Source organism: Flavimobilis rhizosphaerae, from assembly GCF_014852685.1.
Taxonomy (GTDB): Bacteria; Actinomycetota; Actinomycetes; order Actinomycetales; family Cellulomonadaceae; genus Flavimobilis; species Flavimobilis rhizosphaerae.
The window spans coordinates 432,604-445,581 of sequence record NZ_JACZDF010000003.1 but is presented as its reverse complement, the minus strand read 5'-3'; the positions used below and the strand labels follow the sequence as shown (position 1 = coordinate 445,581).

The 12,978-nt window shown below is 72.5% G+C and carries 14 protein-coding genes; 7 read left to right on the top strand and 7 right to left on the bottom strand.

Annotation, left to right across the window (positions count from 1 at the left end; translation table 11 throughout):
* Positions 1-10 precede the first annotated feature (10 nt).
* On the top strand, positions 11-706 hold the full coding sequence (locus tag IGS67_RS08310) for an AzlC family ABC transporter permease (RefSeq protein ID WP_192279538.1): 696 nt from the start codon (positions 11-13) through the stop codon (positions 704-706).
* Positions 699-1,025 (top strand): branched-chain amino acid transporter permease, encoded by a 327-nt coding sequence (locus IGS67_RS08305; protein WP_192279537.1) that lies wholly within the window; start codon positions 699-701, stop codon positions 1,023-1,025. The genes IGS67_RS08310 and IGS67_RS08305 overlap by 8 nt, the downstream gene beginning before the upstream one ends.
* A gap of 83 nt (positions 1,026-1,108) precedes the next feature.
* Here IGS67_RS08305 and IGS67_RS08300 read toward each other — a convergent pair whose 3' ends face one another.
* On the bottom strand, positions 1,109-1,735 hold the full coding sequence (locus tag IGS67_RS08300) for a chitinase (RefSeq protein WP_192279536.1): 627 nt from the start codon (positions 1,733-1,735) through the stop codon (positions 1,109-1,111).
* 319 nt (positions 1,736-2,054) lie between these two features.
* Between IGS67_RS08300 and IGS67_RS08295 the strand changes: the two genes are divergently transcribed.
* Positions 2,055-3,593: an MDR family MFS transporter gene (locus IGS67_RS08295; RefSeq protein WP_192279535.1), complete on the top strand. Its 1,539-nt coding sequence runs from the start codon at positions 2,055-2,057 to the stop codon at positions 3,591-3,593.
* A 127-nt stretch (positions 3,594-3,720) separates the two neighbouring features.
* On the top strand, positions 3,721-4,497 hold the full coding sequence (locus IGS67_RS08290) for a VOC family protein (RefSeq protein WP_192279534.1): 777 nt from the start codon (positions 3,721-3,723) through the stop codon (positions 4,495-4,497).
* An 18-nt stretch (positions 4,498-4,515) separates the two neighbouring features.
* On the opposite strand, the gene IGS67_RS08285 is transcribed toward IGS67_RS08290, so the two are convergent.
* The 3 genes from IGS67_RS08285 to IGS67_RS08275 are packed head-to-tail and all read right to left on the bottom strand — an operon-like array spanning position 4,516 to position 8,945.
* Positions 4,516-5,535 (bottom strand): asparaginase, encoded by a 1,020-nt coding sequence (locus IGS67_RS08285; protein ID WP_192279532.1) that lies wholly within the window; start codon positions 5,533-5,535, stop codon positions 4,516-4,518.
* A gap of 24 nt (positions 5,536-5,559) precedes the next feature.
* On the bottom strand, positions 5,560-8,058 hold the full coding sequence (locus IGS67_RS08280; protein ID WP_192279530.1) for a glycoside hydrolase family 31 protein: 2,499 nt from the start codon (positions 8,056-8,058) through the stop codon (positions 5,560-5,562).
* A gap of 32 nt (positions 8,059-8,090) precedes the next feature.
* Positions 8,091-8,945: a hypothetical protein gene (locus IGS67_RS08275; RefSeq protein WP_192279528.1), complete on the bottom strand. Its 855-nt coding sequence runs from the start codon at positions 8,943-8,945 to the stop codon at positions 8,091-8,093.
* A 455-nt stretch (positions 8,946-9,400) separates the two neighbouring features.
* Between IGS67_RS08275 and IGS67_RS08270 the strand changes: the two genes are divergently transcribed.
* Positions 9,401-9,940 carry a GNAT family N-acetyltransferase gene (locus tag IGS67_RS08270; RefSeq protein ID WP_192279526.1) on the top strand — a complete coding sequence of 180 codons (540 nt, stop codon included), beginning with the start codon at positions 9,401-9,403 and terminating at the stop codon, positions 9,938-9,940.
* A 115-nt stretch (positions 9,941-10,055) separates the two neighbouring features.
* Positions 10,056-11,327, top strand: coding sequence for a M18 family aminopeptidase (locus tag IGS67_RS08265; protein ID WP_192279524.1), 1,272 nt, complete (start codon positions 10,056-10,058; stop codon positions 11,325-11,327).
* Positions 11,328-11,368: 41 nt separating this feature from the next.
* On the opposite strand, the gene IGS67_RS08260 is transcribed toward IGS67_RS08265, so the two are convergent.
* From IGS67_RS08260 to IGS67_RS08250, 3 genes are all read right to left on the bottom strand, one after another.
* Positions 11,369-11,770: an NUDIX hydrolase gene (locus IGS67_RS08260; RefSeq protein WP_328742073.1), complete on the bottom strand. Its 402-nt coding sequence runs from the start codon at positions 11,768-11,770 to the stop codon at positions 11,369-11,371.
* Positions 11,771-11,898: 128 nt separating this feature from the next.
* Positions 11,899-12,102, bottom strand: coding sequence for a hypothetical protein (locus IGS67_RS08255; protein ID WP_192279520.1), 204 nt, complete (start codon positions 12,100-12,102; stop codon positions 11,899-11,901).
* A 132-nt stretch (positions 12,103-12,234) separates the two neighbouring features.
* Positions 12,235-12,411 (bottom strand): CsbD family protein, encoded by a 177-nt coding sequence (locus tag IGS67_RS08250; protein WP_192279518.1) that lies wholly within the window; start codon positions 12,409-12,411, stop codon positions 12,235-12,237.
* A 192-nt stretch (positions 12,412-12,603) separates the two neighbouring features.
* Here IGS67_RS08250 and IGS67_RS08245 point away from each other — a divergent pair, with 192 nt between their 5' ends.
* Positions 12,604-12,966, top strand: coding sequence for a DUF952 domain-containing protein (locus IGS67_RS08245; RefSeq protein ID WP_192279516.1), 363 nt, complete (start codon positions 12,604-12,606; stop codon positions 12,964-12,966).
* Positions 12,967-12,978: the final 12 nt, after the last annotated feature.

The following is a 12,978-nucleotide window of genomic DNA, read 5'->3' as shown; positions in this document are numbered from 1 at the left end:
GCGTGGGAGCGTGCCCGCCGAGTCCCGCCCCGCCTACCCCGCGTGGCGCGCCGCCCTCAGCGACACCGCACCCGTCGGGTTCGGGCTCGTGCCGCTCGGCCTCGCGTTCGGGGTCCTCATGGTGCAGTCCGGCTTCGCCTGGTGGTGGACGCCCGTCTTCTCGTTCCTCGTCTACGCCGGGTCGCTCGAGTTCCTCATGATCGGGCTCGTCCTCGCCGTCACCCCCCTCGCGACGATCGCTCTCACGACGTTCCTCGTGAACTTCCGGCACGTCTTCTACGCGCTGTCGTTCCCCCTCCACGTCGTCCATGGGCCGCTGCGCCGTCTCTACGCGATGTACGCGCTCACCGACGAGACCTACGCCGTCGTCGCGACCCGGGCACCGGGCGCACTCACCGGCGCGCGCATCCTCTGGATCCAGGCGCTCTGCCAGGCCTACTGGGTGGGCGGAGGCATCCTCGGTGCGCTCGTCGGCACGCTCCTGCCGGACGTCCCCGGCCTCGACTTCGCGCTCACCGCGCTCTTCACCGTGCTCGCGATCGACGCCTTCCGCGCCCAGCGCGACGTGCCGGCACCGCTGCTCGCCGTCGGCTGCGCGATCGTCGCCCAGCTCGTCGCGCCCGGGCAGATGCTCGTCATCGCGATGACGGGGTTCGTCGCGCTGCTCGTCGGACGGTACCTGCTCACGGAGGCGCAGCATGCCTGAGACCGGGTACCTTCTCGCCGCGCTCCTCACGACGCTCGTCGTGACGTTCGCGCTGCGGGCCGCGCCGTTCCTCGTCGTCGAGCGGCTGCGCGAGTCACGCATCGTCGGCTGGCTCGGCGCGCGCATGCCCGTCGGGATCATGGTGATCCTCGTCGTCTACACGCTGCGCGACACGTCGTTCGCGGCCGCGCCGCACGGTCTGCCGGAAGCGATCGCGCTCGCCGTCACCGTCGGACTGCACGTGTGGCGACGCAACGCGCTGCTGAGCATCGTCGGCGGGACGCTCCTCTACGCAGGGCTCCTCGCGCTGCTCTCCTGAGCACCGCCCCTCAGTGTTCCGAGAGCCGATCCGACCACGTCCGGGTGCGGGCGAGCCCCGCCGCGCGGAAACCCTGCGTCCGGTCAGCAGGTGAGCTTGTCGCCCGGGTCGACGCCAAGGACCTCGCAGATCTCACGGAAGAGCTTGACGCGGTTGTTCATCTGGCGCGGGTTGCCACCCTCGCACTCGAGCGGGCCGTTGATCGTCCGGATCGTCTCGCGGAAGCCATGACCGCCGATGATCCCGTCGTGGCACGTGAACGACCCCGGGCCGACCTGCGTGTTCCAGTACCAGAGGGCCGTCTGCCACGCGACCGTCGGGTCCTGCTCGACGAGCCACGGCTCCTCGAGCAGCGGCAGCCCGAGCGCCTCGCCCGCTGCCTTGTAGTTGAAGTTCCACGACAGCTGCACCGGGCCGCGGCCGTAGTACTGGTCGACGCCCGCAGGGCAGCCGTAGGGCTGCGACGGGTCGCAGTAGTGGTCGTACACCGCTGTGTTGAGCTCCGTGACGTACTTGAGGCCGAACGTCTCGTGCGAGACGTTCGCAAGGAACGCTGCGGCCTCGCGCAGCGCGACATCGGCCCCGCCCGTCGTCGAGAACTCCGGGTAGCTCGCGGTCGCGGCCACGAGGCCCTCGTACGTGTAGAAGTCCGAGCGCTCCGGGAAGATCTGCTCGAACTGCGCGGCGGTCACCACGAAGGTCGTGGACATGGGAGGGCCTCTCGTCGTCGGGCGGCGGTCGCGCACACCCTAGCGACGGCAAGCGCTCCCAGCGGAACCGACGTGACACGTCCGGCCCCGCCGACGGGCCGGGCCCGCCCCGATCGCCCACGAGACCAGCCCCGTCCACCCCGACCGGCGCACGGCACAGAAATGTCGGGGGCGGGAAATAACCTTGGCCCACCCCGGGTTGAGGTGAGGCAATGACGGGTGCCTTCATGACGACGACGGCCCCTCCCCGCCCCCTCCACCGGGGCGCCCCGTGCCTCGGCGCACCCCCGCCCGAACCCTGACGACCGAAGGACCACCCGTGCGCAGCACTCCCTCGACCCCGCACGACGAGGCCGACGCGCCCGCGACGTCGCTCGACGGCCCCGCCACCACCCCCGGGGCCGCGCGCGCGGCCGAGACACCGCGCAGCCAGGGCGTCATCTGGCTCCTGCTCGCCGCCGCGTTCGTCGTCATCCTCAACGAGACGATCATGGGCGTCGCGATCCCCCACCTCATGACCGACCTCAGCATCGACGCGGTCGCCGCCCAGTGGCTGACGACCGCCTTCATGCTCACCATGGCGGTCGTCATCCCCGTGACGGGCTACCTGCTCGAACGCTTCACGACGCGGACCCTCTTCATCGCGGCCATGTCGCTGTTCTCGACGGGGACACTCGTCGCGGCCGTGTCGCTCGGCTTCCCCATGCTGCTCGGCGCGCGCGTCGTCCAGGCGTCGGGAACCGCCATCATGATGCCGCTCCTCATGACGACGATCATGACGCTCGTCGAGCCCGAGCACCGCGGCCGCCTCATGGGTCGTATCTCGATCGTCATGTCCGTCGCGCCCGCTGTCGGCCCGACGATCTCGGGCCTCATTCTCAAGTACCTCACGTGGCGGTGGATGTTCATCCTCGTCCTGCCGATCGCCCTCGTCATGCTCGCGATCGGGGCACGGCACGTCACGAACGTCGGCGAGACGCGCAAGGCGCCGCTCGACCCCGTCTCCGTGGTCCTCGCGGCGCTCGGCTTCGGCGGGCTCGTCTTCGGGCTCTCGCTCGTCGGCGGCGAGGGTGGCGGCGACACGGCCGCCGCGAACGCCGCGCACGGCCGCACCATGCTCGTCGCGCTCGCCGTCGGCGCCGTCGCGCTCGTGACGTTCGTCGCCCGGCAGGTCCTGCGCCAGCGGACCGACTCCGCGCTGCTCGACCTGCGGACGTTCCGCTCGCGGAACTTCAGCGTGTCGATCGCGCTCATGACCGTGCTCATGGCGGTGCTCTTCGGCACGATCATCCTCCTGCCGCTGTTCATGCAGCGCGCCCTCGGCCTCGACACCCTCGCGTCGGGTCTCGTGCTGCTGCCCGGGTCGCTGCTCATGGGTCTGTGCGGGCCGCTCGTCGGACGGCTCTACGACAAGCTCGGCCCGCGGCCGCTCGTCGTGCCCGGCGTGATGATCGTCTCCGGCGTCCTGTGGGGCCTCACGCAGGTGAGCGAGACGACCCCGACCGCGATGCTCGTCGTTGCGCACGTCACCCTGTCGCTCGGACTGGCGCTCACCTTCACGCCCCTGTTCACGTCGTCGCTCGGCTCGGTCGAACCGCGCTTGTACTCGCACGGCTCCGCGACGCTCGGCACCGTCCAGCAGGTTGCGGGAGCGATCGGCACTGCCGTGTTCGTCACGCTCATGGCGTCGGGAGCGGCGACGCTCGTCGCCGCCGGCGTGCCAGAGGCCGCCGCGACGGCGGCTGGCGTGCGGGACGCGTTCCTCGTCGGGGCGATCGTCTCGCTCGGGGCCGTCGTGCTGTCGTTCTTCGTGACACGGCCCGACGGTGAGGGGCCCGGCGGCGGCGTCGGGCACTGAGCTCCCGCTCCCGCGTCCTTCCCGCAACCCCACGACCGACGGGCCGAGGGTGGTCGGCGGGCGGCGGCGCCCATGCGAGTCTCCGTCGCTGGTCGTAGCGTGAGAGGTCTCCGACGGAAGGACCACCATGAGCACGTCCGCCCTGCGACCCGGCGCCGTCGCCTGGATCGACATCTCGACGACCGACATCGAGGCCGTCCGTCCCTTCTACGAGTCCGTCCTCGGCTGGCGCATCGAGGACGCCGGTGAGGAGAACGGTCACTACCAGCTCGCGCACGTCGGCGACCGGCTCGTCGCCGGGCTCATGCCCCTGACGCCCGACTCCGAGGCGATGGTCCCGGGCACGCGCGACGCGTGGATCGTCTCGCTCGCCGTGCCCGACGTCGAGGCCGCCGCCGCCCGCGCCCACGCCCAGGGCGCGACCGTCCACCACGAACCCATGACGCTGCCCGACGGAGGCCGCTTCGCGTTCCTCTCCGACCCGACGGGCGTCGACGTCGGACTCATGGAGATCGCCGAGGGCTCCGTGCAGACGTTCGACGGCGACACACCCGGCAGCCCCGCGTGGGCCGAGCTGTGGTCCGACGACTGGTCGCGCTCACGCGACTTCTACACGCGCGTCGTCGGCTGGGAGCTCAACGACGACATGGTCTCCGACACGTTCCGGTACGCGCGGCACATGATCGACGGCGAGCCCGCGATCGCGCTGGCCGACGCAGCTCTCGAGGACTCCGTCGAGGGCGGCGGGTGGTACGTGTACTTCAAGGTCGACGACGTCGACGCGGCGCTCGAACGCGTCGAGGCAGCCGGCGGCCGGGCGGCATCCTCCGTCGACGAGACACCCTTCGGGCGGCTCGTCACCGTGACCGACCCGACGGGAGCAGTGTTCCGGCTCGTCCAGTAGAGCGGCCGCGAGAGTCCGTCACGCCTCCGCGTGGCGCGCGAACGCGTGCGCGAGCTCGCGACCCTGCAGTCCCGAGGCGAGAAGCAGCATGAGCAGGAGCCGGGCTTTCGTCGGCGAGAGGCTCCCGCCCGACAGCAGCCCCCGCTCGAGGAGGTCCACCTCACCGCCCTCGTAGCCGTACGTGTGCGTGAAGACAGGTCCGGCGCCTGTCCGCGAGCACAGGACGACGGGCATGAGCGACGCGGTGAGCGCGACCGCGTCGACGGCCGCTGCCGGCACGTGACCCGCGCCCATCGCGGCGAGCACGACGCCGTCGTAGCCGGCGTCCGCGAGCGCGGGCAGGATCGCGAGGTCGTCGCCGAGGCCCGCCTCGACGATCGCGACGCGGGCTGGTGGCCCGTCGGGCACGTCGAACGGTGGCAGCGGGCGCGGCGCCGCGCCGAGGCGGACGCGACCCTCTGCGACGACCCCGACGGGCCCGTACGGCTCGGACCTGAACCCGTCGACGCGGAACGTCGACGCCTTCGTCACCCAGCGTGCCGCGTGCAGCCGGTCGGCGAACGCGACGAGCACTCCCTTGCCGCGCGCCTCAGCGCTCGCCGCGGCGCGGATCGCGGCGACGACGTTCGCCGCGCCGTCGGGCCCGGGCGCGGTGCGGTCGCGCATCGCTCCCGTGACGACGACGGGCACCTCGTCCGCAGCGCCCACGAGGTCGAGCGAGTACGCGGTCTCCTCGATCGTGTCGGTCCCCTGCGCGACGACGACCCCGTCGACCCCGTCGCCGTCCTCGACGAGCTCCGTGATGCGTGCGGCGAGCTCGCGCAGGTCCTCGACCGTGAGCGACGGTGACGGCACCATGCGCATCTCGACGGGAACGACCGTGATCCCGGGCAGGTAGCGCGCGACCTCGCGCACGAACGTCGCCGCACCGGACACGGGGACGACGGCGCCGCCGCCCGCGTCAGGGCCCAGCGACATGTCACCGTCGAGCGGCTCGGAGCTGATCGTCCCGCCGAGCGTCACCAGTGCGATCCTCATGCGCCCATCCTCCCGCGCCGCGCGTCAGCCGCGCGCCGTGAGGATCTCGACGAGCGCCGAGCGCAGCGCGGGCTCGAGGCCGAGCGCCTCGAGGTGCCCGAGGCGCACGGCGAGCGGGTGCCCTGACGTCGCGACGTCCATGACGCGGCTCTTGAGGTCGTACTCGATGCGGGCCGCATCGAGCAGCTCGAAGACGAGCCTGCCCGTGTCGTTGCCCGCGAGCGCGACCTCACCGCCCGCGGGGTGGAGGGTGATCGTCAGGCGTGCATCCGCGGGGACGTCGGCGACACGCACCGCGAGGCCCGTCGAGCCCGTCTCGCCGGGCAGTGGTGCGAACGCGTCGACGTGGACGTCGGCAGGGTGGCCGCCGACCGTCGCGGACGCGGTGCCGCCCCAGCCGAGGTCGACCGCCGGCAGGAGGACGGTCCACGTGCGGGCGCCGGGCGCGGACGCGCGCGCGGCCGCGGCGTCGCCGCGGGTCGCGACCGGCTCGACCGTGAACGTGCCCGACGACTGCGACCAGCGCAGCGGCGTGACGAGCGTCGGGACGTCGGTCGGGCCGCCAGGTCCGGGCACGGAGCCGTCGTCCTCGAGCAGGTCGAACGCGCCGTCCGCACCCGCAACGACGAGGACTTCGAGATCGCTGGGCGCCTCAGCGCCGTTGACGGGGACGTGCGCGCCGTCGAGGGGGACGATCGCGCCGGGCCGTGCAAGCACCGGAATCGACGTGAGGTCGCGCCAGAGAACGATCTCGCGGCCGCCGTCGTAGACCGTGCCCGTGAGGACGTCGACCCACGTGTCGTCGGGCAACCATGTGCGCACCGCGCCGCGGCCGAGGCGCCCGTCGGCGGGCTGCGTCACGGGCGCGACGAGCAGGCTCGTGCCGAAACGGAACTGGTTCGGCACCCGGTACGCCTCCGGCGCCTCCGGATGCTCCCAGTACATGGGCTCGACGAGCGGCGCACCCTGCGCGGCACGGTGGTTCATCGTGTGGAGGTACGGCACGAGGCGGTGACGCAGGCGCAGGAACGCCGTCTGCACCCGCTGCGCCTGAGGGCCGAACGCCCACGGCTCCTTGTGGGTGAACGGGTTGTTGCCCGAGTGCAGGCGCATGATCGGCGAGAGCACGCCGAGCTGCACCCAGCGGGTCGCGAGCTCGTCGTCCTTGACGCCGTGCATGTGCCCGCCGATGTCGTGGCTCCACCAGCCATAGCCGATGTTCGACGCGGACGCCGTGAAGTACGGCTGGAAGTCGAGCGATGCCCACGTGATCGCAGAGTCGCCGCTGAACCCGACCGGGTAACGGTGCGAGCCCGGGCCCGCGTAGCGCGAGAAGGTCAGCGGCCGACGTTCGCGGCCCTCGCGCCGGTCGGCGTTGTCGAGGAAGTGGACGTGGTTGAGCATCCACAGCGGGTCGATGCCTGCGACGCGCGAGTGCGGCCCGGACTGCCAGTCGAGCCACCAGAAGTCGACGCCGTCACGCTCGAGCCCGCGGTGAAGCACGTCGAGGTACGCCTCGAGGAACGCCCGGTCGGTGACATCGAACTGGATCGGTGCCTCGTCGTCGGTGCTGCGTCCGAGGGCGGCGGCCATCGCGGGGTAGGCGTCCTCGAAGGCGCGCACGCCGTCCGCCGGGTGGACGTTGAGGGTGACGCGCAGCCCGTGATCGTGGAGCCAGGCGACGAACGCGGCCGGGTCGGGGAAGAGGTCCCGGTTCCACGTGTAGCCCGTCCAGCCGGAGCCGAAGCGAGCAGGGACGTCGACGACGTGCCAGTCCATGTCGATGACGGACACCGAGAACGGGATGCCCTCGGCCGCGAAGCGTTCCATGAGCTCGCGGTAGCCGTCGGCTGTGTACGGGTAGTAGCGCGACCACCACGAGCCGAGCGCGAAGCGTGGGAGGAGCGGTGTCGGCCCTGAGACGCGGAAGAGGTCGCGCACGGCGCCGCGGTAGTCGTGGCCGTGGGCAAAGACGTAGAGGTCGCGCGCGCCCTCAGGCCGTGGGGCGACCCACCCGTCGTCGGTGAGCAGGAGCGTCGTCGAGTCGTCGAGCGCGATGACGCCGGTGTGGGAGACGACGCCGTCGTCGAGGTCGACGGCACCGTCGGCGGTGTCGAGGGTCCGTGCCGTGCCAGAGAGGCGGACGAGGCCCGCGGAGTTACCGTCACGGTCCCATCGCGGCTGGTCGGGGCGCCACACCGACTGGTAGGCGGTGTGGCCGCCGAGAGCCTCGACGCTGAGGCCTGACGTCGTCAGCGGGCCCTTGTCGTACGTGAGTCGGAGCCGGGCCGTGGTGATCTCGACATGGGTGCCGGTGTCGTCGACCGTGAGCTCTGGCACGGGCAGGTCGCGATGGAGGGCGAAGGCCGAGGCGCGGTCCTCGAAGCGACCGCCGGGGGCGTGCTCGATGCGCACGAGGGCGTCCGTGAGGACGGTGATGCGCCACGTGTCGCCCGAGACGATCGCCTCCGGGCGTGCGACGGGGGTCGTGTGGAGATGACGGAGGCCGGTCTCGGGCTGCATGCTCCCATCCTCGCGCAGGGGTCGGCCCGATGTCAGCGGAGCCCGAGGATGCGGTCGAGCGTGCGTCGACGCCGCTGGGTGCGCGCGAGGTGGTCGAGGAGCTCGCGGTCGCACGAGACCCCGAGGCGACGCACAACCGACCACGTGCGTGGGTCTCGGTGCATGGGATCGGCGTGTTCAAGGTCGAGCATCGTCTGTTCGGGGCACGTGACGAGCGCAGGCCCGAGGTCCGTCGGTCGCGTCTCGAGCGCAAGATTCTCGAGCGGTCGCTGCGAGAAGCTGATGCCGCCAGGGTGGTCGTCGAGCGGCAGGGCGCGTTGCGGCGACGGGACGGTGACGAACGCGACGTCGAGCGGCGGGAGCCAGATCCCGAGCAGACGCGCGGCCGACAGCCCCGAGAGGACAGCGGCCCCGTGGCCGTGGATCGTCGACGCGACGGCGATCGCGGCGGCCTCGACCGTCGGGGGCCAGGGAACGGGATCGCCGGAGAACGGGTCGACGGGTCGGGCTCCTGCCGCGGGCCGAGGATCCTCGTCGAGGACTCCTGCTTCGAGCATCTCGGCCGGGAACGGTCCGGGCCGGCCCCTCGCGGTCTCGCGCACGTCATGTTCGGCGGTCGTCGTGGTCCGCGACTCTCGCGCACCGGTCGAGGGGGCTGCCCCGCCCGGGACGAGGCAGTAGGCACCGCGCGCCAGCCGGTGCAACCACCCGTCGCGGGCGAGCGCCGCGAGCACCGCGCTCGGCCGGACCGCGAACGGCGCGAGGTCGACCGCACGAATCGTCTGGAACGGTGCAGCGGTCGCCAGCTCGAGCGCGATCCTCCCCACGGCAGAAGGCGCGGAGGGCTTCGTCACGCGATCGGCAGGCGTGGCAGACGTCGTGGTCACAATGACGAGGATGAGCCCTCCTGCGCGTCACGTCCGGTGGCGTCGGCAGTCTGTGGACGCCGTCGCCATCCCAGCGGGTTGTGGACACGGGCCTGCTCGGGGCTCGGAACCATGGTGGTGCAGAACTGCGCTTCACGCGCACTTTGGCACCTGAGACGCCAAAGTGCGCGTGGAGTGCGATGACGTCGATACCTATGTCCCGGAGAGCGCAAGTCCGGTCAGGCGCGATCACCGCCCGGAGCGAGGGCAGACGCGAAGCACTGGAGTGAAGCGCTCGGGCAGCGGAGCCGGAGCAGCAGGGCACGAGGCGGAGCAGCAGGACACGAGGGGGCGAGAGTTCAGGAGAGAGTGCGTCGCCTCGAGGCGTGAGGACGGAGCCGAGCGGAAGTGTGCGGAGCCACGGGACAAGAGTGCCGAGCCGAGTGGCAGGGTGCGGAGCCGCGTAGGGTTGACCGGTGATCGTGACCCTCCGCCCCTGGACCATCGACGACGCCCCCGCACTCATGGCGGCGCGCGACGGCGACCCGGAGCTCGACAAACAGTTCGGCGGGTCCGGGCCCGTCACACGCTCCGAGCACGCCGCGTTCATCGTCGCCGAGATGTGCGTGGATCCGACGTCCCAGGTGAGCCTCGCCATCGACGTCGACGGTCGCGCCCTCGGGAACGTCGGCGTCGGCGCGATCGAGATGCGTCACAACACCGGGTGGATGCACTACTGGGTGGCGGCCGAGGCCCGGGGTGCCGGGCTCGCGGCGCGCGCGTGCGCGAGCATTGCCCGGCACGCCTTCGACACGTTGGGCGTCCACAGGCTCGAGCTCGGGCACCGTGTCAACAACCCTGCGTCGTGCCGGGTGGCGCACCGCGCCGGGTTCGCTGCCGAGGGGATCGAGCGGCACAAGCTGCGCTACGGCACGGAGCGCTTCGACGTCGAGAGGCACGCGCGCCTGGCGACGGACCCGGACCCGGACGTCGAGCTCCTGCCGATCCTCTTCTGATCCCGGGGAGCACCCCGCCCCCGCGACTCGGAGGGCTCCAGCACCATCGAATGGTGCCCCGGACCTACGAGTCGGAGGAGGGGTCGCGGCCGGCGGGCGGTGGGAGGATGGGGGTATGCGCCTCGACGACCACATCGACGACTTCGCCTCGTTCATCTCCGCGTCCCCCTCCTCCTTCCACGCCGCCGCGGAGGCCGCCCGCCGCCTCGACGCCGCCGGCTTCACGCGCCTCGAGGAGACCGCCGAGTGGGCACCCGCCGACACCGCGCGCGCCTACGTGGTCCGTGAAGGCGCGATCATCGCGTGGGTCCGCCCCGCCAACGCGACGCCGACGGCCCCCTTCCGCATCCTCGGCGCCCACACCGACTCCCCCGGCCTCAAGGCCAAGCCTGACCCTCGACTCGACGCGCACGGCTGGAACCAGGTCGCCGTCGAGGTCTACGGCGGGCCCCTCCTCAACAGCTGGCTCGACCGCGAGCTCGAGCTCGCCGGCCGCCTCGTCACGCGCGACGGCACGGAGCACCTCGTCCGCACCGGCCCCTACCTGCGCCTGCCGCAGCTCGCGATCCACCTCGACCGTGCCGCCAACGACGGCCTCACGCTCGACAAGCAGCGTCACACGCAGCCCGTCTACGGCGTCGTCGGCGACGGCTCGAGCACCGAGGGCGACATCCTCACGCACCTCGCGAACCTCGCCGGCGTTGACCCCGCCGACGTCGTCGGGCACGACCTCATCACCGTCGACACCGCTCCCCCGCAGCGCTTCGGCGCAGGAGCGGGCCTCTTCGCCGCCCCGCGCATGGACAACCTCACGTCCGTGCACGCGGCGCTCGTCGCGCTGCTCGACGCGCCAGCCGACGCCCCGCACACGAGCGTCCTCGCGGCGTTCGACCACGAGGAGATCGGCTCCGAGACCCGCTCGGGCGCGTGCGGGCCCTTCCTCGAGGACGTGCTCGTGCGCCTCTCGGGCGGCACCGCGACCGAGCTGCGGCGCGCCTACGCGGCGTCGTGGCACGTCTCGAGCGACGTCGGGCACTCCGTCCACCCCAACTACGCCGAGCGTCACGACCCCACGCACCACCCGCTCGCGGGATCCGGTCCGCTCCTCAAGGTCAACGCCAACCAGCGCTACGCGACCGACGGCCCCGGCGCGGCCCTCTGGGCGCGCTGCTGCGACGCCGCCGGGACAACCGCCCAGCCGTTCGTCTCCAACAACACCGTGCCGTGCGGCTCGACGACGGGCCCGCTCACCGCGACCCGCCTCGGCATCCGCACCGTCGACGTCGGTGCGCCACTCCTGTCGATGCACTCGGCGCGCGAGCTCATCCACGTCCGCGACGTCGTCGCGCTGTCGGGCGCGATCAGCGCGTTCTTCGCGGGAGCCTGAGGCCGAGGCCCAGGGCCGCGGCACATCAGGGGCACGACAGCTCAGCGGAGCCGTGGCACCACGTGGTCGCGCAGCAGCGGCGCGAGGTCCTCGCGCCCGGGCGCGGTTGCCGGGTCGAGCCACGCGAGCTCGGCGATCTCCGCCGCCGCGAGGGGTAACGCGTCGGCGGGCAGCGGCGCGAGGTAGACGGTCGAGTCGATCCGGGTGTCGGTCTCGTTCGCCGCATCCGAGTCGAACGTGTCGAGAAGCTCGAGGTCGTCGACGCTCAGAACGAGGCCCACTTCCTCACGCACCTCGCGGACCGCGGCGGCCGACGCCGACTCGCCCGGCTCGAGCTTGCCGCCGACGAGCATGAACTTGCTCGTGCCGCGCTTGCGGACGGTGAGGATGTGCCCGGCAGGGTCACGGAAGCAGACGGCAGCGATGGTGAGGACGGTCGGCACCCGCCCAGGGTACGCCGCGGCCCTCCGGCGCCCGTGGGACGGGGAGGGCCGCTGTGCTGCGCGACGCGGAGGCGCTGGGCGCCGGGCGCTGGGCGCCGGGCGCCGGGCGCCGGGCGCTGGGCGCTGGGTCATCCTGCGTCGAAGCGCTCCTCGTCGTCGCCCGTGCTGTCGGCGACGTTGTGGTGGTCAGCCTCGTCCGGACCAGTGCCGCCGCTGCCTGCCGGCTCCGTGATCTCGTCCATGCTGTCCGCCGGGCGGCCGTCGGCCCGCACGGGCTCCGGCTCGCGCTGCTCCTCGCCGGGAGCGGTGTCGTCCTCGGTGCGTCGGTCCATCGGTGCTCTCCTCACGTGTGTTGGTGCGCGACGCACGACGACGGGCCCGGGCGCGGGGCGTGCGCCCCGCGCCCGGGCCCGTCGTCGTGCGGTCCGGTGCCGCGTCGCCCCGCAGGCGGCGCGGACGCTCGGTCAGTCGCGGCGGAACGCGTCCTTGACCTTCTCGCCGGCCTGCTTGAGGTCGGAGACGATCTGGTCCTTCTTGCCCTCGGCCTCGAGCCGCTCGTCGCCCGTCGCGCGGCCTGCGGCGGCCTTGATGTCACCCTCGACGCCCTGCGCGGCGTTCCTGATCTTGTCGTCGGTCCCCATGGTTCCTCCTTGATCGGTGATGCGTACGGACACTCTCACCGTAGGCACGCCTGTGCAGCGGCGCATCCGGAGACTGGAGGGTCAGACGTACCCGCCCGGAGCGCGGCGGCCTCCCCGAGGCCGCACGGCCGGTCACGACGCGAGGAGCGGACGGGGCTCCGAGCCGCGGCGGGCCGTCGGTAGGGTGTCCGCATGGCGCTCTTCCACATCGCCGAGGTCCCTCACTGGCAGTCCGCGCAGGAGTCGGGCACGTACGTGCGCTCGACGCGGGGCGCGTCGCTCGCGGAGGTCGGGTTCGTCCACTGCTCGCTGCGCGACCAGGTAGGGCGCGTCGGGGCGTTCATCTATGCCGACGGAGGCGCGGGCGAGCTCGTCGTCCTCGAGCTCGACGACGCGCGCGTCGCGGCGTCGGGCGCGGATGTGCGGCTCGAGGACGGCGGGACGGGCGAGCTGTTCCCGCACGTGTACGGGCCGCTCGACCCCGCATGGGTCGTCGAGGTGCACCCGGTACGTGCCGGGGGCGGGTCGTTCTTCTGGGGTGCTGACGCGGGTTGAGCCTGCGCGTCG